Annotated in this window: 19 protein-coding genes, 3 tRNA genes and 1 pseudogene; 18 read left to right on the top strand and 5 right to left on the bottom strand. The window is 53.7% G+C overall.

Annotation, left to right across the window (positions count from 1 at the left end; all coding sequences use genetic code 11):
- Positions 1 to 323: 323 nt before the first annotated feature.
- Positions 324 to 1022: an extensin family protein gene (locus tag Q3H59_RS13025; RefSeq protein ID WP_101760900.1), complete on the top strand. Its 699-nt coding sequence runs from the start codon at positions 324 to 326 to the stop codon at positions 1020 to 1022.
- On the opposite strand, the pseudogene Q3H59_RS13020 reads toward Q3H59_RS13025, so the two are convergent.
- Positions 1023 to 1565 (bottom strand): annotated as a pseudogene (locus tag Q3H59_RS13020) (DUF4396 domain-containing protein).
- 685 nt (positions 1566 to 2250) lie between these two features.
- On the opposite strand from Q3H59_RS13020, the gene sdiA reads away from it, so the two are divergent.
- Both sdiA and Q3H59_RS13010 read left to right on the top strand, forming a co-directional pair.
- Positions 2251 to 2973, top strand: coding sequence for a transcriptional regulator SdiA (sdiA, locus tag Q3H59_RS13015; RefSeq protein ID WP_101760898.1), 723 nt, complete (start codon positions 2251 to 2253; stop codon positions 2971 to 2973).
- 121 nt (positions 2974 to 3094) lie between these two features.
- Entirely contained in the window at positions 3095 to 3706 is a 612-nt protein-coding gene (locus tag Q3H59_RS13010; RefSeq protein ID WP_192413974.1) for an acyl-homoserine-lactone synthase, read from the top strand.
- Positions 3707 to 3738: 32 nt separating this feature from the next.
- Here the strand turns inward: Q3H59_RS13010 and Q3H59_RS13005 are convergent, their stop codons facing one another.
- Entirely contained in the window at positions 3739 to 3966 is a 228-nt protein-coding gene (locus tag Q3H59_RS13005) for a DUF2594 family protein (protein WP_007887303.1), read from the bottom strand.
- A gap of 429 nt (positions 3967 to 4395) precedes the next feature.
- Here Q3H59_RS13005 and uvrY point away from each other — a divergent pair, with 429 nt between their 5' ends.
- The 6 genes from uvrY to Q3H59_RS12975 all read left to right on the top strand — a co-directional run bounded on the left by uvrY (position 4396) and on the right by Q3H59_RS12975 (position 8056).
- Positions 4396 to 5055: a UvrY/SirA/GacA family response regulator transcription factor gene (uvrY, locus tag Q3H59_RS13000; RefSeq protein ID WP_008102320.1), complete on the top strand. Its 660-nt coding sequence runs from the start codon at positions 4396 to 4398 to the stop codon at positions 5053 to 5055.
- Complete coding sequence (gene uvrC, locus Q3H59_RS12995; RefSeq protein ID WP_309835246.1) at positions 5048 to 6880, top strand: excinuclease ABC subunit UvrC; 1833 nt, start codon at positions 5048 to 5050, stop codon at positions 6878 to 6880. Before uvrY ends, uvrC begins: the two co-directional genes overlap by 8 nt.
- A gap of 68 nt (positions 6881 to 6948) precedes the next feature.
- Positions 6949 to 7497 (top strand): CDP-diacylglycerol--glycerol-3-phosphate 3-phosphatidyltransferase, encoded by a 549-nt coding sequence (gene pgsA, locus Q3H59_RS12990; protein WP_008102316.1) that lies wholly within the window; start codon positions 6949 to 6951, stop codon positions 7495 to 7497.
- Positions 7498 to 7767: 270 nt separating this feature from the next.
- A tRNA-Gly gene (locus tag Q3H59_RS12985) sits at positions 7768 to 7843 on the top strand.
- Positions 7844 to 7885: 42 nt separating this feature from the next.
- A tRNA-Cys gene (locus tag Q3H59_RS12980) sits at positions 7886 to 7959 on the top strand.
- A gap of 11 nt (positions 7960 to 7970) precedes the next feature.
- A tRNA-Leu gene (locus Q3H59_RS12975) sits at positions 7971 to 8056 on the top strand.
- A 121-nt stretch (positions 8057 to 8177) separates the two neighbouring features.
- Here Q3H59_RS12975 and Q3H59_RS12970 read toward each other — a convergent pair.
- From Q3H59_RS12970 to Q3H59_RS12960, 3 genes are all read right to left on the bottom strand, one after another.
- Positions 8178 to 8348, bottom strand: coding sequence for a hypothetical protein (locus Q3H59_RS12970; RefSeq protein WP_167391169.1), 171 nt, complete (start codon positions 8346 to 8348; stop codon positions 8178 to 8180).
- 165 nt (positions 8349 to 8513) lie between these two features.
- Positions 8514 to 10013 carry a SulP family inorganic anion transporter gene (locus tag Q3H59_RS12965; protein ID WP_309835243.1) on the bottom strand — a complete coding sequence of 500 codons (1500 nt, stop codon included), beginning with the start codon at positions 10011 to 10013 and terminating at the stop codon, positions 8514 to 8516.
- Between the two features lie 152 nt (positions 10014 to 10165).
- Complete coding sequence (locus Q3H59_RS12960; protein WP_008102310.1) at positions 10166 to 10423, bottom strand: biofilm/acid-resistance regulator YmgB/AriR; 258 nt, start codon at positions 10421 to 10423, stop codon at positions 10166 to 10168.
- Positions 10424 to 10909: 486 nt separating this feature from the next.
- Here Q3H59_RS12960 and Q3H59_RS12955 point away from each other — a divergent pair, with 486 nt between their 5' ends.
- From Q3H59_RS12955 to Q3H59_RS12915, 9 genes are all read left to right on the top strand, one after another.
- Positions 10910 to 11341, top strand: coding sequence for a MarR family winged helix-turn-helix transcriptional regulator (locus Q3H59_RS12955; RefSeq protein WP_101760893.1), 432 nt, complete (start codon positions 10910 to 10912; stop codon positions 11339 to 11341).
- 2 nt (positions 11342 to 11343) lie between these two features.
- On the top strand, positions 11344 to 13011 hold the full coding sequence (locus Q3H59_RS12950; RefSeq protein WP_280172668.1) for an MFS transporter: 1668 nt from the start codon (positions 11344 to 11346) through the stop codon (positions 13009 to 13011).
- Entirely contained in the window at positions 13008 to 14099 is a 1092-nt protein-coding gene (locus Q3H59_RS12945) for an HlyD family secretion protein (RefSeq protein WP_110865890.1), read from the top strand. Before Q3H59_RS12950 ends, Q3H59_RS12945 begins: the two co-directional genes overlap by 4 nt.
- Entirely contained in the window at positions 14096 to 15466 is a 1371-nt protein-coding gene (locus Q3H59_RS12940; RefSeq protein WP_192413706.1) for an efflux transporter outer membrane subunit, read from the top strand. Before Q3H59_RS12945 ends, Q3H59_RS12940 begins: the two co-directional genes overlap by 4 nt.
- 234 nt (positions 15467 to 15700) lie before the next feature.
- Complete coding sequence (locus Q3H59_RS12935; protein WP_167391170.1) at positions 15701 to 16090, top strand: hypothetical protein; 390 nt, start codon at positions 15701 to 15703, stop codon at positions 16088 to 16090.
- Positions 16091 to 16279: 189 nt separating this feature from the next.
- Complete coding sequence (locus Q3H59_RS12930; protein ID WP_137385538.1) at positions 16280 to 17017, top strand: beta-ketoacyl synthase chain length factor; 738 nt, start codon at positions 16280 to 16282, stop codon at positions 17015 to 17017.
- Positions 17007 to 17804: a 1-acyl-sn-glycerol-3-phosphate acyltransferase gene (locus Q3H59_RS12925; RefSeq protein ID WP_110865892.1), complete on the top strand. Its 798-nt coding sequence runs from the start codon at positions 17007 to 17009 to the stop codon at positions 17802 to 17804. The genes Q3H59_RS12930 and Q3H59_RS12925 overlap by 11 nt, the downstream gene beginning before the upstream one ends.
- A 3-nt stretch (positions 17805 to 17807) precedes the next feature.
- Positions 17808 to 18065 (top strand): phosphopantetheine-binding protein, encoded by a 258-nt coding sequence (locus Q3H59_RS12920; protein ID WP_007887282.1) that lies wholly within the window; start codon positions 17808 to 17810, stop codon positions 18063 to 18065.
- 11 nt (positions 18066 to 18076) lie between these two features.
- Positions 18077 to 18331 carry an acyl carrier protein gene (locus Q3H59_RS12915; protein WP_101760886.1) on the top strand — a complete coding sequence of 85 codons (255 nt, stop codon included), beginning with the start codon at positions 18077 to 18079 and terminating at the stop codon, positions 18329 to 18331.
- Positions 18332 to 18334: the final 3 nt, after the last annotated feature.

Below are 18334 nucleotides of genomic sequence, written 5' to 3'. Positions count from 1 at the left end.
GCGTGTTCACCCCAGGAACTGACTAAATTAAGCTCCCCATGATTCACACTCTTGCCGCCTTCCTGCGGCTCACATTATTTAGGGCATTCGTTATGAGCCTTTGTCCAGGCAAGTGGCATAAGATAGTGGAAAGCCAACCCGTTTCGGTAATGGTTTTTCCCCCTTTGTGACCTTTTGCGTGCTTTGCTCTGTCAGTAATTATTTACAGAGTTTAAAGCGCAGTCATTTTGCGTAAATCTTCAACAATTAAGCGATTTACGTCACTTTCCGCGCACATGACTTCTACACTTGTTAGTTCATTTCATCAGGAAAAGTGAGGCATTGTGCGCGCTCTGTTCGCCGTCGCGTTGCTGGCTGTATGCGGCTGGTTTAGTTTGCCGTGGTTGAAAACGCATCTGCCGCCTCAGTGGAACCCCTTTACACCGCTCAACGTTACCGATCCGCCCGGTTGGATGACGCGTTACAAGCTAAAAAAGCTGAGTGGCGATCCGGCTGCCTGCCTGGCGGTGATGCGGCAAGCCAGTGAACAGCGGCTGGTGCAGTTTCGTGCCGTGCCGCCAATGCAAGGGAATTGCCCGATTGAGCAGCCGCTACGCATCAGCGGCTACGGTGACGTCACGCTGAGCAGCAGTTTTCTCGCCAGCTGTCCGATGGCGGTGGCCAGCACCATGTTTGTGATTAACAGCGACAGCGCATTACGTCAGGCCGGTTTTAACAGTCCGCTGAAACGCATTGCCCATGTTGGCAGCTACGCCTGTCGCAATATTTATCATCGTCAGGAAGGGCGTTTGAGTGAGCACGCCAGCGCCGATGCCTGGGATATTACCGGATTTCAGCTGGCAAATGGGCGTTGGTTGCAGGTAGGAAAAAACTGGCAACAGCCAGAGGATGCGGCGGCTGGACTGCATGCGCTGTGGCGTAACGGCTGTGCGACGTTCGGTAATGCGCTGGGGCCCGATTATAACGCCGCGCATGCCAGCCATTTTCATCTTGGCATGCGCGGTTCGGGTTACTGCCGTTAGCTATACCGCAGGATTAAGCCCACGTTTTATCAGGAAATGATTAGCCGGCCAGGAGAAAATAAAGCCAGTCATTATGGCCAGTTGCAGCATAAACCAGAATGCCGCCACCAGCGGGTTGACCTGCTCGTTCAGCACAAACTTTAGGGCCAACGCCATAAAGATAAAAATACCTAATTGAAAAATCAGCAGGGGGAAAATTTCGGTTTTTAACGCCAATAATAATGCGCTGCCAAATGAATGTTTTTCACGTTAGCGAATCGCCAGAAATTGAAAAAGTAATCCCATAAACAATGAAGCGATAACGCAAATAAGCGCCTGCATGCCTATCGTCGGATTAATGGCAAATTGTTTTAGTAAAGTGACTATCGGGATTGTCATTATATCGCCAAATATACAAGCCGCTGCGGATAATGACGTGGAAATAAATATAGTTTGCCAGCTGGCGTTACTGCGTATTTTTTGTGAAACCAACAGCGCAAGTTTTTGCTGTTGTGATGGTTTACGGCCTAAGTACCACCAGACGATCCAGCCAATAAAAGGCATATACAAACCGGTTAATGGCCAAATGATATTCATCACCGCCACCGGATGTGGATGGCGAAAAAGATCTTTTAAAATCATCAGGGCAGTGCAGACGCCCAGAACAAGGAAAGGTAATGCAAACTGGTTCAACATAGTCAGTTCCGCTAAGTTTCCCACCTACATGCGACAATGCGCCTGAGCCTTACTGCAGCACTGTCTTCCAATGCATCTTTTCACTCCGCTAGCATTAAGCGTAGCCGTTAATCAGCGTGAGAGAAATCACATCATTACTTAATGTATTATCTTAACCGCAGAAATAGGTGGGATTAACATTAAGTCAAAACTCATTTACCGTACAAACCCCTTTCACAGCAAAACAATCTGCTTTTTGCATCAATAATTTTAGTTAATGACGATGCTAAAAATTTATCAATCTAACGATCATTTTCAATCAACTGGGTGATTGAAACTACTTCAGAAAAATCCTATTCTAATCTGCTGAGGAATTAAACTTGTGAACCTGTTAACAATTAACGTGAACTTACACATTTTCATTACGTTAACGCATTGACAGTAGAAGAGTTATGCTAGCTGCTGGCAAATTTGCTCCTTTTTCAATCAATATTTTTTGTCTGGCTAATTTATTTTTTGCGTTAACACGAACTAATTTCAGAATGTAAAAGCGTGAAACAGCGCTAAGGCAATAATGACGACCGATAATTATTTCGTCTGGCGAGGCGAAATGGAAAATGAATTTCTGGCGCTAACGCAAGTGACGCAATTGAAATCCCTGTTGCAACAGCAGATTGAAAAGCTGGGTTTCGATTACTTCGCTTTTTTGGTTCAGCATCCGGTGCCCTTTACCCGGCCGCGCTTGTTTTTGTTCAGTACATACCCGGAAGGCTGGGTAAAACGCTACGAAAGCGAGAACTATTATAAGGTCGATCCGGTGCTATTACTCTGTCAGCGGCCGGGACGGGGTGTTGAATGGACGCGCGATTTATTTACCGGTGCGGGTAATTTGTGGGCAGAAGCCAACGCTGCGGGATTAATGAGCGGCTTTTCCTGCTCAGCAATGGCACCAAATCGTACCATTGGTATATTATCTATTGCATCGACACTTCACAGTAAGACCCAACACTTGCGCATAGAGCTTGAGGTGAAACTGCATCTTCTGGCGGAACTGAGTTTGCGCGTGTTGGAGCGTTTGAATGACGATTCTATGGTCGTTTTATCTAACGATTTTAGTCAGCGTGAATTAGAAATCTTAAAATGGACGGCGGAAGGAAAAACGTCGGCGGAAATTTCACTTATTTTAGCCATATCTGAACATACGGTGAATTTTCACCAAAAGAATATGCAAAAGCGTTTTAATGTTTCCAATAAAACGCAGATTGCCTGTTATGCCGCTGCGGTTGGCCTGATATAGCGAAAAAGCAACTACTAATTTTAGTAGTTCCTTCTCCCGTGTCAGTTGTCTACCCTGCGCGCAACGTTGCCAGGCTGGCTCAAAGAAATCATTGCATACATGGGGATGTCAGAGGCGCATGATGAAAGTAATTCAAACACAGCTTAAGGATATGCCGTCCTCACTGTTGGCAGAACTGGGAACGTATCGCTATAGCGTGTTTGCGCGCGGCGAAGGGTGGTCGATTCCACCGCGATTGAGTACGCCAGGGCAAGAGTACGATCGTTTTGATCGTTCGGATGTCACCTGGTTGATTGCCTGGAACGCTCGTCAGGGTATTTGCGGCTGCGCACGTCTGTTGCCGTGGCATGAACCTGAGGTGCCGGAAGGTTTTATTCTGCCTTTCGATCAGGAAAAGGTATGGGAAATGTCGCGCTTCTCGGCGCGCCTTGAGGTGGACGCGGAGCTGCCGCTGAGTATTTTGTGGCACTCGGTGCAATTAGCAGAACTGAGCGGCATGGAGTATTTGATCAGTTCGGCGACGCCAATGCTTGAGAAGATGTTCGAACAGCATCAGGTAGTCTACGAGCCGCTCTCACCGGGCTTGATCCAATCTGAAGACAATCTGTTTGCCATTCGCATTCCGGTTGATCAACCGGCGCTGGCGGAGAAATATCGGGGTACACGACGCTTTAGCCCGGAAGAGGTGCTGCCGTCGCTGGGTGTTTCAGTAAACTGGCAATCACACACCTAAATACCCCGCGCATTTCGCGCGGGGCACATCGCTTATTGACGGTAAGCGGTTTTGATCTGACGAATTGTATTATTAAACACTTCCGCCTGCGGCTTATCGCCTAACGAAGCTTGCACATAACGCTCCATGTTGATGATCACCTTACCGGCATCGGCTTGACCCATTCCTTTCAGAATCAGCGTCACCATCATTTTCAGACAGGCGACTTCGTCGGCCAGCGCCTGCGTGTCTCGTGAAGTTGCGAAATCTTCATCACTCATAATTGACTCCTTGGGGTATTACTCAATGTTGACACATTCTTCCTGTGCGTAAGAAAGAGAGTATATCATAGGGTTTTCAGATGAATTTTAATGAAGCGAAGCGGTAAAAGTCAGACCGCTTTTTAATTGCGCATTGCGCTATTTGTCAGCAACCAGAATTGGCGTTTAGCTGTTATTTACCAGGCGATCGGAATGCGACAATAAAATCGAGCTATAAATTATAACTTAATGATATTATTAACAATTTAACTTATCTCATTTTGCATGTTATTGCCCTGTGCAGTAAAAGCTGGATCAAAGAAATGTTATTGATTTGCATCAGTTCATTTGAGATTTATCTGTGACTGTAGATGTTTTTTCCACCTGAAAACCGGTAAGATGACCGTTCTGAAATATATTTCCCTTTCTTAACCTGCGGAGTACGTCCCGTTGATCAGCCTGCTTCTTGTTGATGACCATGAACTGGTACGCGCCGGTATTCGCCGCATTCTGGAAGATATGAAAGGCCTCGTTATTGCGGGTGAAGCGGCGTGCGGTGAAGACGCTGTGAAATGGTGCCGCAGCAATCCGGTTGACGTAGTGCTGATGGACATGAACATGCCCGGTATTGGCGGCCTGGAAGCGACACGCAAAATTGTGCGCTTTAACCCGGATATCCGCATCATCATGCTCACCATTCATACTGAAAATCCACTGCCGGCGAAGGTAATGCAGGCGGGCGCAGCGGGTTATCTCAGTAAAGGCGCCGCGCCGCAGGAAGTGGTGAGTGCGATTCGCTCGGTGCATTCAGGGCAACGCTATATCGCCTCGGATATTGCCCAGCAAATGGCACTCAGCCAGATCGAACCGCAAAAAGCCGAATCCCCCTTCAGCTGTTTGTCGGAAAGGGAATTGCAGATTATGCTGATGATCACACGCGGGCAGAAAGTGACGGAGATTTCCGAACAACTCAGTCTCAGCCCGAAAACCGTTAACAGTTACCGCTATCGTATGTTCAGTAAGCTGAATATCAGTGGCGACGTCGAGTTAACGCATTTGGCCATTCGACATGGCTTGTTCAATGCGGAGCCATTAATCAGTAGTGAGTGACGTTTTCGATTCCAAAGCCTTTCTCAGCACCGTGACCAGCCAACCCGGCGTCTACCGTATGTACGATGCGGCCGGTACGGTGATCTATGTTGGTAAAGCCAAAGACCTTAAAAAGCGCCTGACCAGCTACTTCCGTACGCAGGTGGGCAGTCGCAAAACTGAAGTGCTGGTCAGCAACATCCAGAACATCGACGTCACCGTGACGCACACCGAAACGGAAGCGCTGCTGCTGGAGCATAACTACATCAAGCTCTACCAGCCGCGCTATAACGTGCTGCTGCGCGATGACAAATCCTATCCTTACATTTTCCTCAGTGGCGATAGCCATCCGCGTCTGGCGATGCACCGTGGCGCGAAGCACGCCAAAGGCGAATACTTTGGCCCGTTTCCGAACGGCTATGCGGTACGTGAAACCCTCGCGCTGCTGCAAAAGGTATTCCCGATTCGCCAGTGTGAAAACAGCGTGTATCGCAACCGCTCGCGCCCGTGTTTGCAGTATCAAATTGGCCGCTGCCTTGGACCCTGCGTTTCCGGCTTGGTTAGCGAAGAGGAGTATGCGCAGCAAACCGATTACGTGCGTTTGTTCCTCGCGGGAAAAGATGATCAGGTGATCAATCAGCTGGTCAAGCGCATGGAAAATGCCAGTGAGGAACTGCGTTTTGAAGAGGCCGGGATTTTACGCGACCAGATTCAAGCGGTAAGGCGCGTAACCGAGCGGCAGTTTGTCTCCAATCAGGGTGAAGACCTGGATGTGATGGGCGTGGCCTTTGATGCTGGCATGGCTTGCTTGCACGTGCTGTTTATCCGTCAGGGCAAAGTGCTCGGCAGCCGCAGCTACTTCCCGAAAGTACCTGCCGATACCGAACTGACCGAAGTGGTACAAACCTTTGTCGGACAGTTCTATCTGCAAGGCAGTGAAGCGCGCACTTTGCCGGCGGAAATTCTGCTGGACTTTACTCTACCGGAACGTGAGCTGCTGGCGGAATCGCTGAGCGCGCTGGCGGGACGTAAAGTGAATATTCAAAGTAAGCCGCGTGGTGACCGTGCACGCTACCTGAAACTGGCGCGCACCAATGCGGCAACGGCACTGACTACCAAGCTGTCGCAGCATTCGACCATTCAGCAGCGTCTGGCGGCGCTGGCGACGTTCCTTGAGCTCGACACCATTCATCGCATGGAGTGCTTTGACATCAGTCACACCATGGGCGAGCAGACCATTGCGTCGTGCGTGGTGTTCAACCGTGATGGTCCGCTGCGTTCGGATTACCGTCGCTACAACATTGAGGGCATCACGCCGGGCGATGATTACGCGGCGATGAATCAGGTGCTGCGCCGTCGTTACGGCAAAGCGCTGGAAGAGGACAAAATCCCCGACGTGATCATCATCGACGGCGGTAAAGGTCAGTTAGCGCAGGCGAAACAGGTGTTCGCCGAGCTGAATGTACCCTGGGATAAAGATCGTCCGGTTTTACTCGGCGTGGCGAAGGGTAGCGATCGTAAAGCCGGGCTGGAAACGCTGTTCTTTGAAGCGGAAGGTGAGGGCGTTTCCTTACCGCCGGACTCGCCTGCGCTGCATGTGATTCAGCATATTCGTGATGACTCTCACAATCATGCGATTTCAGGTCACCGGAAAAAACGCGCCAAAGTGAAGAACACCAGCGCGCTGGAAAGCATTGAAGGCGTGGGGCCAAAACGGCGCCAACAGCTGCTCAAGTATATGGGCGGCCTGCAACCGTTGATGAATGCCAGCGTCGATGAGATCGCCAAAGTGCCGGGAATTTCCACCGCGCTGGCGGAAAAAATCTACTACTCACTGAAACACTAACGTTGAAAGAGGGGGGGCAATGTAGCAACATACATGAAACCCTACTCACACCAGACAGTTACTGGCATATGCAATTTAACATTCCGACGTGTCTTACCCTGTTTCGAGTCGTACTTATTCCCTTCTTTGTCCTGGCGTTTTATCTGCCATTTCAATGGGCTCCCTTTGCTACTGCACTGATCTTTGTGATTGCTGCGGTTACTGACTGGTTTGATGGTTTTTTAGCGCGTCGCTGGAAGCAGACCACGCGTTTTGGCGCGTTCCTCGATCCGGTTGCGGATAAAGTGCTGGTGGCGATTGCGCTGGTGCTGGTGGCGGAGCATTTCCACGCGTGGTGGATTACGCTGCCTGCGGCAACGATGATCGCGCGTGAAATCATTATCTCTGCGCTGCGTGAGTGGATGGCGGAGATCGGCAAACGCAGCAGCGTGGCGGTGTCGTGGATCGGCAAGGTGAAAACCACCGCGCAGATGTTCTCGCTGTTTGCCTTGCTGTGGCGTCCAGAAGCCACGGTGGTTGGCGTGGGTGTGGTCGCACTGTACATCGCAGCCGTGCTGACGTTCTGGTCAATGTTCCAGTATTTAAGCGCAGCGCGCGGCGATTTGCTTGATAGCTGATCGATGCGATTTAAAAAGCAGCAAACGGACGCAGTGTGTGGATAATTCTATTGACTCACTGCGTCAGATAAGTAGAATGCATCGCATCGAACGGCAGCAAGCCTGCAAGAAGCTGAACAAAATCAGCAAGTTCGATGAAGAAATACAGAATCGAGTATTTCAATTTGTAGCAAGGCAGCAACTGAACGAATCACAGAGAGCTTACTTCAGTAAGTGACCTGTGTGAGTGAAGGAAGCTAACGCAGCAACAAATTGAAAGACGAAGATTATGCGGGAATAGCTCAGTTGGTAGAGCACGACCTTGCCAAGGTCGGGGTCGCGAGTTCGAGTCTCGTTTCCCGCTCCAAATTTAGTGGTTCGTATTCAACGGATTACATATCAGATTAAAGGCGCGTTGGCAGAGTGGCCATGCAACGGATTGCAAATCCGTCTACCTCGGTTCGACTCCGGGACGCGCCTCCAATTTACACCCTGCCCGGGTGGTGAAATCGGTAGACACAAGGGATTTAAAATCCCTCGGCTTATGGCTGTGCGGGTTCAAGTCCCGCCCCGGGCACCATATTCAAAAGACTAATTAAAACAAAGCTATATAAGCAATGTCGTAACCGCCTAAGGGCGGTTTTTTCGTTTTTGTCGTTACCTCATCGCCAATAAAAAACCCGGCTAAGCCGGGCAAGTCATTACGATTGCGGTTGTCCCACCGGACCTGCACCTTCGCTGGCACCCGGCACCGGTTGGTTACTTGGCGCATGTGGGCGCCCATCGTTGCCGACCGCATCACTCTTGTGCATACAACCCGCCAGCGATACCAAGGTTAACGTCACCAATGCTGCTTTTGCTAAAACGTTCATCTGCTGCTCCTTATAATTAAGCGATTGAGTAACCAATCCCAAAGAGATCAAAGGATTGACCATGAGCTAAGCAAAGTCAGTGACAGCAAATTACGCAAGCGAAGCGCGGCAGTAACCATAAAAAACGCCGGATTTCCGGCGTTTTTCGTCTCAATCCTAATATTTCTATCCCAGATTGCCACTCAGCCGCTCGCGGAAATCGCTGCTGCGGTTATCCAGCCCGATAAAGGTGACGTTCGCTCCACGGCGCTGATAGCGATATTCGATAGCATCAAGGGCCGCCACGCTGGAAGCGTCCCAAATCTGCGCATGCGTCAAATCGATGGTGACAGTTTTTGGATCGTGGCCGTAATTGAAGTGTTCAAACAAATCATTGCTGCTACCAAAGAACAGCGGGCCGCGCACGGTGTAATTGACCTGTTGGCCATCCTCGCTCAGCTGGCGTTCAGCGTGAATGACGTGAGCGATGCGGCGTGCGAACAGCATCATCGCCAGAATCACACCAACCAGCACGCCAATCGCCAGGTTGCCGGTCCACACGGTGACAGCAACCGTCAGCACCATCACAAAGGTTTCCGACCACGGCATGCGTTTCAGCGTAGCCGGCTGCAGGCTGTGCCAGTTCACGGTTTTCACCGCTACCACCATCATAATGCCCGCCAGTACTACCATCGGGATCTGTGCCATAATCTGGCTCAGTCCGGTCACTAATAACAGCAGCACGATACCCGCCGCGACCGTAGAAACACGCGTACGTGCTTTGCCCAGCTCGACGTTAACGATGGTTTGGCCAATCATCGCGCAACCGGCGATACCGCCATAGAAGCCCGCAAGAATATTGCCGACGCCCAGCGCCCAGGATTCGCGGCGTTTAGCGGAAGGCGTATCGGTGATGTCATCCACCAGTTTGGCGGTCAGCAACGATTCCATCAAACCCACAAAGGCGATGCTCAAAGCGGTGGGCCAGATGATTTGCAGCGTGTGCAGATTGATTGGCACCAGCAGCGTAGTGAAGCCCGGCAAACCGGCGGTCATTGGCCCTTCATCGCCCACGTTCGGTACGCGATAGCCAAGCAGCAACGCCACCGCCGTCACCACTACAATCGCCACCAGCGGTGAAGGGACGCTTTTCAGCACTTTCGGTAGCAGCAGCACGATGGCCAGCGTAACGGCGAACAGCACCCACACCAACGCGGATTGTCCCCAAACGTGCGGGACCTGCGCAAAGAAGATCAGGACGCCGAGGGCGTTAACGAAGCCGATCATCACCGAACGCGGGATATAGCGCATCATGCGCGACAACCCAGCGAGCCCAAAGATAATCTGGATAATGCCGCCCATAATCACCGCCGGCAGGATGTATTCAACGCCGTGCGCATGCACCATTGGGCCGATCACCAGCGCCACCGAACCGGCCGCTGCGGTGACCATCGCCGGACGACCGCCCAAAATCGACAGCGTCAGGCACAGCACCACCGAGGCCACAAGGCTGACTTTAGGATCGACACCGGCAATCACGGAGAAGGAGATAACTTCCGGGATCAGCGCCAGCGCGGTAATAATGCCGGCCAGACACTCGCGGGTTAGCAGGGCAGGCGAACGTAAAACGCGCCCCACAGTGATATCGCTCTCCACCGCAGTGGTGCGCTCAGTTGGTTGACTCATAAATTGTGCAGGCTCTTTTATTATTGTGCGCATACCGTCGCGGTACGGCAGTAACCAGTTAGGATTTTCCGAGAAGGGATGTTACCGGGCAATAAGGTGAGACGCTAGCGCGTTGGGGCAGGTGAGGGTGATTCCATCCCTGGAATCCGGCTTTAGACCGCGAGATCGTCAGGTGTTTTATTCACAACCAATTCAAGCAGATGGCGATAAATATCCAGCTGAATCACATCGCTTTCCATCTCAAGACGGTTAATCAGAGAAGCAATAATCGCTTTATTAGAAACCGGCATACCGGCTTGCAGGATTTCGGCGATGATCTGCCCGAAAACTTCCATTTCACTACTGTCGCTATTACCGGCCAGTTTGAAATAGTCAGCGATGGCAGCGCTACTGTTTGCGGCGTTTTGCATATGTGAAGCCCTTAAGATCGGCCTGATGGCAATGTGCCTTCAGCTCCATGATGAAAAAAATTTGCACGCGGACAGGCGCGCAACACCCAACTCATCAACCAACGCAAAAAGACACCTCTGAAGGTGGAAATCCACAACACCTTCAGAGGCGACGCAAAGTGCATCATTCGTTACGGAGCCGTCAGCTGGCTCACGGGACGTAAACTTATACAATCCGGCGCAACTTGTACAACCTGTATTTTAAGCAATTTGTGCTAGCCCTTATTTAACAGTTACTTATGATTTGTAATGTTTTCTAAAAGCTATACAAGAATAGGCCCAAACCGCCAAATTTTCAGTGAGTTGTACAACTGATAAAGAAAGCTGGAGATTTTTTGTGCTGCCAACTACGTTTGCAGGTGTAAGCAAAATTTTTCATTGGCGAGCGGCTTACCTTATAATAACGCTCCCGTTTAGTTAGATACCTAACCATTAGGCCACTACGTTTTGAGCGACTATCCCCAACCCTTTTCTCGTTTGCTGCATCTCACCGCGCACGCGTGGCGTTTGGCTGTTGATCGTCGCCTCAAAGAGAGCGGATTGAGCATGAGCAGCTGGATGGCGATTGCCAGCGTTGCAACCGCCGCCGAGCCGCCAACGCAAAAAGCGCTGGCGCAGTTGCTTGGTCTGGAAGAGGCCAGCGTCGTGCCGCTGGTGGATCGTCTGGTGAAGCAGCAGCTATTGGCGCGCGTGCAGCCGCCGGAAGATCGCCGCAAACGCCTGCTGATTCTGACTGAACAGGGCAGCGTGGCTTTTGCCGAAGTGAAAACGCAGGCCGATGCGCTACGTGCACAGTTGCTGGCGGATATCGATCCTGCCTCGTTGGCGATAACGGAACAGGTGCTGCAACAGCTGCTCGCGCGTCTGGGAAGCGTTTAACGGTGGCAAAACGTAATCCTTATGCTCCGCGCGAATGGCTGCCGCATGAGAAGCCGATGCTGCCGGGCTCGCCCTCAACGCCGCTGCATTCGCCTTCGAAGCGCATCGCATTTGGCATCATTGGCTTATTGATCTCGATTACCGGCGCGCTGAGTAACGCGCTGGTCTCTGCCAACCTCACCAATCTGCAAGGCACCTTCGGCGCTTACAGCAATGAGATCGCCTGGTTGCCCGCGGTATATGTGATGGGCAACATCTCCATCAACCTGCTGCTGGTGAAGTTCCGCCAGCAGTTTGGTCTGCGGCTGTTCACCGAAGCGTTTCTGGTGCTGTATGTGATCGTGGCATTTTTCCACCTGCTGGCTAACGATCTCAGCTCGGCGATCATTGTCCGCACCGCGCATGGCATGGTCGGCGCGGCGCTCAGTTCGCTCGGCATCTATTACCAGATTCAGGCCTGGCCGGCGAAGCATCGGCTTAAAGCCCTGGTGATTGGCATCACCGCATCGCAGCTGGCGATTCCGCTGGCACGATTGTTCTCCACCGAACTGCTGCAGCTGCAAGAGTGGCGCGGTTTATACCTGTTTGAACTCGGTCTGGCGATGATCGCGCTGGGCTGCGTGCTGGTGGTGAAACTGCCGCCCGGCGACCGCATCAAAGCCTTTGAAAAGATGGATTTCCTCACCTTCATGCTGATGGCGCCGGGCATGGCGCTGCTGTGCGCGGTGCTGTCGCTGGGCCGCATCGAATGGTGGTTCAGCACGCCGTGGCTCGGTGTGGCATTAGCGCTGGCGCTGGTGTTGATCGTGGCGGCGATTATCGTCGAGCACAACCGTAAGAATCCGTTGCTGAATACCCGCTGGCTCAGCAACGGCACGATTGTGCGGCTGGGCATTGTGATGATCATGATGCGTATTCTGCTGGCCGAGCAAAACACCGGCGCGGTGGGTTTCCTGCAGCAGCTTGGCTTACTCAACGATCAGATGCGCGGTCTGGCGTTAGCGATCATTGCCGGGGTGATTTGCGGCATGATCGCCAGCGCATTAACCATCAAACCCACGCATCTGAGCTGGCCAATTGTCGTGTCGTTAGTGGTGATGATCGTCGCCTCGCTGATGGATGCGCAATCCAACCCGCTGACGCGTGCCCACAATCTCTACTTTAGCCAGTTTTTGCTCGGTTTCGGCAGCGCCTTCTTCCTCGGGCCCGCTATGCTGCTGGGGATTGGCGGCGTGGTGACGCAGCCGAAAAACCTGGTCAGCTTCTCGGTGCTGTTCGGTATGAGCCAGAACTTAGGCGGCCTGATCGGCGCGGCCATTCTCGGCACCTTCCAGACGTGGCGCGAAAAATACCACTCCAGCCTGTTGGGCGATCAGCTGTCGCAGCTGGATCCCAACGTGACCGAACGCCTCAGCCAGTACAGCTCGCTGTTCAGCAGCCAGTTGCCGGATAGCGTGCTGCTCAGCGCGCAAAGCAGCAGCCAGCTGCAAACGGTGGCGACGCTGCAAGCCAACGTGCTGGCCTATAACGATACTTATCTTCTTACCGCCGCGCTGGCTTTCATCACCTTAATCTGGGTGCTGTATCGCCTGACGCGCTTACGCTATATCAACTGGCGTCAGACTAAAATGAATGCGGCACAACCAGTAACCCCGACGGAGAATTCATGAGCCAACAGGACGACATTCAGGCGGCGGAGCGCGAGCGCACCAACCGCCGACGCATTCTTTCTATCGCCGCTGGCAGCGGCATTGTCATCGTCGGCGTGCTGGTGATCCTCTATGCCTGGCAGCTGTGGCCGTTCACCAGCACCGTTCAGTCCACGGAAAACGCCTACGTGCGTGGCCAGGTAACCTTTATCAGCCCGCAGGTGAATGGCTATCTGACTGAAGTGAACGTGGTGGATTTGCAGCCAGTGACCAAAGGCCAACTGCTGATGACCATCGACGATCGTATCTATCGTCAGCGCGTGCATCAGGCGCAGGCGCAGCTGGATATGAAAATCGCCGCGCAGAACAACAACCAGCAGCAACGTAAAAGTGCCGAAGCCAATATTCTCAGCAATAAAGCGGCGCTGGAAAATGCCAAAGCGCAGGCGCTGAAAAGCAGCCTCGATCTCAAGCGCGTTGAGAATCTGGCGGCTGATGGCTCGCTGTCGGTACGTGAGCGCGACGCCGCGCGCGCGGCAAATGCCCAGGCGCAGGCACAGTTGCGTCAGGCGGATGCGCAGGTGGCCGTTTCACAACAGAATCTGCAAACCGTGGTGGTGAATCGCGCGTCACTGCAGGGCGATGTTGCCAGTGCGCAGGCGGCGCTGGAGTTGGCAAATATCGACCTGGCGAATACGCGCATCATCGCGCCAGACAGCGGCCAGCTCGGTCAGCTGTCGGTGCGCAAAGGCAGCTATGTGACCGCCGGCACGCGTTTGACATCGGTGGTGCCAGAAAACAAATGGATCATCGCGAATTTCAAGGAAACTCAATTGGCGCGCGTGCGTCCCGGTTTACCGGTGAATATCCGCGTCGATGCGCTGGACGGTAAGCACTACGATGGCCGCGTCGAGTTTATTTCGCCTGCCGCCGGTTCCGAATTCAGTGCTATCTCGCCGGATAACGCCACCGGCAACTTTGTGAAAATTGCCCAGCGCATTCCGGTGCGCATCAAAATTTTGAATGACGATCTGCAAGCACTGCGTCCGGGCATGTCAGTGGAAGTGAGCATTGATACCGCCGCAGAGCCGCACAAGGATGCGCCATGAGGCGCTTACTGTTAGCCGCGTGCATGGCATTAATGGTGGGCGGCTGTGCGACGGAAGTAGAAAAAGCGCCGTCATCGTTGCCGATTCCTGAGAGCTGGCGTCAGCAGGTGGGCCCGCATGCGCTGCCGGAGGCGCAATGGTGGCAGAACTTTGGCGATGCCAATCTTAATCGCCTTGTCACGCAGGCGCTGCAGCACAACAGCGATGTCCTCACCGCGCGTTCACGCGTGGATCAATACCGTGCCGAGTTGCGTGCCGCGCAGGGCGATAATTTCCCAACGCTGTCGGCGGGCGTGGCGGCTACGCATCAGCGTGCGCTGTCGGCGGCCACCGGTCAGCCGTATGAAAACGCGGTATTTCAGGGATTGCTGCAGGCCAACTACGAGGTGGATTTATGGGGCAGCCGCAGCAACAGCATTCGCGCTGCGGAAGCTTCGCTGGATGCGCAGCGTGCTGCCGCTTCTGCTGCTGAGCTCACCGTCGCCAGTTCGGTGGCATCGGGCTACCTCAGCTTGTGCGCGCTGGATGAACAGCTGCGCGTAACCCAGGCAACGCTGGCGACACGCAAAAACTCGCTCAACCTGGCGCAGCGCCAGTTTGAAACCGGCTACACCTCGCGGCTTGAATGGATGCAGGCCGCCTCGGAATATCAAACCGCCAAAGCGCAGATCCCGCAGTTGCAGCATCAGATCGAGCAGCAGGAGAACGCGCTTAGCGTGCTGGTGGGCATGAATCCGCGCCAAATTGCGCGCAGCAGCCAGTTCGACCACATCAAGCCGCAAACCCTGCCATCGCTGCTGCCGTCGCAGTTGCTGAATCGCCGTCCCGATATTGTGCAGGCGCAGCGCCAGCTGCTGGCCGCCGACGCGTCACTGGCGTCAACCCAGGCCAAACTGTTGCCGTCGCTCAATCTCACCGCCAGCGGCACCTTGCAAAGCAGCGAACTGCATCAGCTGCTGGATAATCCGTTCCGTCTGTGGAGCATTGGCGGCAGCATTCTGGCTCCGCTGCTGAATCGCGAAGCGCTAACTGCTCAGGTGGATGTGGCGATGGCGACGCGTAATCAGGCGCTGTACGGTTATGAAAAAGTGGTGCGTAACGCCTTCTCCGACGTGGATAACGCGCTGGATGCCATTCGCCGTAGCGAGGAGCAGCTGGCGGAGTTGCAGAAACAGGAGAGTTATGTGGCGGAAGCGTATCGCATTGCCCACAACCGTTACCAAAATGGTTACGCCTCTTATCTGGATGAGCTGGACGCCCAGCGCACGCTGTTCAGCACTCAGCTGAATATCGTGTCAGTAAAAAATACGCTGCTGTTAGCGCAAATCGATCTATATCGTTCGCTCGGCGGCGGCTGGCAGGGTTAAACATCATGTCGCAAGGCCATTTTTCGGTAGAAATTCCGCCGTAAAACGGCCTGCGTCTGGTTTTAAATCGGCAGTAAACGATTCTAAAGTCATTCATGCTTCTTTTTACTTGTCTTTACAAATAATGTTATTATCCGCCCGCTTTACACAGTCTGAACGGAACAGTGTTGGTAAGTTTACCAGCGCGGTCGCTCACTTGAGCGGCATGCAAAGACAGGGGAAGAAAAGGAAATGATGAATAAAAAAATCGGTTTTGCGTTGTTAGTTACTGCGGTCCTGTTAACCGGCTGTGCGCCGCGTACCGCGCCGATCCAGAATGTTAGCCAGACCGTGGGTCAGAGCTACTCGGATGAGCAAATGAAGCAAGCTATCGTCCAGGCGGGCGCCGCTAACCATTGGGTGATGACGCCAGCGGGTCCGGGCGTGATGAATGGTCACCTGGCCGAGCGCGGACATACCGCGGATATTCGCGTGAACTACACCGCGAACAGTTATCAAATTCAGTATGTCAGCAGCCAGAATCTGAAAGCAGGCAGCGGTCAGATTCACCGCAACTATAACCGCTGGATTCAGAACCTGAGCCAGGGCATCCAGACGCGACTGGCGGTCGAAGCCGCTAAATAAGCGCGAAGCGTGATTGCTGACATAATGTTGTAAAGTTAGCCGTAACGCTGCCGAAATAGAAACAGGCGGGCCACGTGCCCGCCTTGTTAATCGGCGACATCCGCATGGGATGACGGGTATAGAGAGCAAGGAAGGGATGCCGCGCAGCGAAAACCGGACCATCCCTGAGGCTGAAGAAAGAATACAGGTATGAAACTCGCTTACTCCCTTGTTGACTGGCACGCCATCGCGCCGGGCAACAGCACCGCAGAAGAGTGGCAACGTTGGGCGCAACAGGCACCGGCGTTAGATGCCACGCAACCTATCGCGAAACCCCAATTTTTGCCGATGATGACCGCGCGTCGTCTCAGCGCCGGCAGCCGTGCTGCGGTTGAGTGCGGGCTGGCGTTATTGGCGCGGCACAGCGTGGACGCCATCGTCTTCACCAGTCGCCACGGCGAACTGGAGCGTAATCTGCGCATTCTCACCGCGCTGGCGGAACAGCAAGCGCTGTCGCCCACCGATTTCGCCATGTCGGTTCACAACTCAGCGGTGGGCAGTTTGACCATCGCCGCGCGTCAGCCGTTGGTTTCATCCTCGGTTTCGGCCGGTATTGATAGCTTCCAGCAAGGATTGATAGAAGTGGCGGCGCTGCATCAGGCGGGTTATGCGCAGGTGCTGCTGGTGGATTTTGACGGCGTGGTGCCGGATTACTACCGTCCGTGGCTACCGGAAATCGATCGCTTTAATGCGCCGTACGCGGTAGCGCTGCTGCTACGGGCGGGCGAGGCATGGCGTTGCGAAGCGCAGGCCGGCAAACCCGCTGAGCTGCACAACCCTCTGCCGCAAAGTCTGCAATTTCTGGCGGCGATGCTGCACAACACGCCACGTTTTAGCGTGGCCGGCGAGCGCCATCAGTGGCACTGGGAGCGTCTGCATGGTGGATAATTCGCTGACCGAGGCGCGTCCCGGTTTCAACTATTACTGGCGGCTGGTGATGACCGCCGTCAGCTTTACGCTGTTCAGCGTGGGCGGCCTGCTACTGTCGCTGATTTGGTTCAATCTGCTGTTACTGGTGCAGCGTGATGGCCTGCGCCGTCGCCATATCGCCCGCAGCAGCATCGCCTGGAGCTTCCGCTGCTTCCTGCGTTTCTGCCGCTTTGTCGGGGTTTACGATTACCAGATCATCGGCGCAGAACAGCTGCGTCAGGATCGCGGCTGCCTGATCGTCGCCAACCATCCGTCACTGATCGATTACGTGATGATCGCGTCGGTGCTGCCGGAGATGGATTGCCTGGTGAAAGCCGAGCTGCAGCACAACATTTTCTTCCGTGGCGTGATTCGCGCCGCCGATTACCTGATTAACAGCGAAGCCGATACGCTGCTGCCAGACAGCCAGCAGCGACTGGCGCGCGGCGATACCATTCTGATTTTCCCGGAAGGCACGCGCACACGTTATGGCGAGCCGCTGAAGCTGCAGCGCGGTGCCGCCAACATTGCGGTGCGCGCGGGCTGCGATTTGCGTGTGGTGCACATCAGCTGCACCGAGCGCATGCTCGATAAGCAAAGCCGCTGGTATCAGATTCCGCTGGTTAAACCGATTTTTACTGTACGCGTACAATCGCGTATTGCCAGCCACGCCTTTAGTGAGGCCGAAGAGGATTCGCAGCCGCTGGCCGCACGTCGTCTGACGCGTCATCTGCAACAGGCGCTGGTGCCTGAAGAGACCAACTAAGTTATGCAAGTACTGATTAACGACATCAAACAGATGATTATCGACACGCTGAATCTGGAAGATATCAGCCCTGACGACATCGAAACCGACGCACCGCTGTTTGGCGAGGGGCTGGGCCTCGATTCAATCGATGCGCTGGAGCTGGGACTGGCGGTGAAAAATCGCTTCGGCGTACAGCTCTCCGCCGAGAGTGAAACGTTGCGCGCGCACTTTTTTTCCGTGGCTACACTGGCCGCGTTTGTTGAACAACAGCAAGCCTGAGAGCAGTCAACATGATGAACAAAAACGAAATTTACCAGGAAGTGGCTTCGCTGCTCACCTCGCTGTTTGAAATTGAGCCGGATGATATTCGTCCGGACGCCCGCCTGTATGAAGACCTCGAGCTGGATAGCATCGATGCGGTCGATATGGTGGTGCATCTGCAAAAGCGTACTGGCCGTAAGATCAAACCGGAAACCTTCCGCGCGGTGCGTACCGTGCAGGATGTGGTGGATGCCGTCGATCAACTGATGCGCGACGAAGCCTGATCG

The organism is Pantoea sp. SORGH_AS_0659 (genome assembly GCF_031453915.1).
Classification (GTDB): domain Bacteria; phylum Pseudomonadota; class Gammaproteobacteria; order Enterobacterales; family Enterobacteriaceae; genus Pantoea; species Pantoea leporis.
The sequence above is the reverse complement of the archived record's forward strand: the minus strand, read 5'-3'. Positions and strand labels throughout refer to the sequence as shown.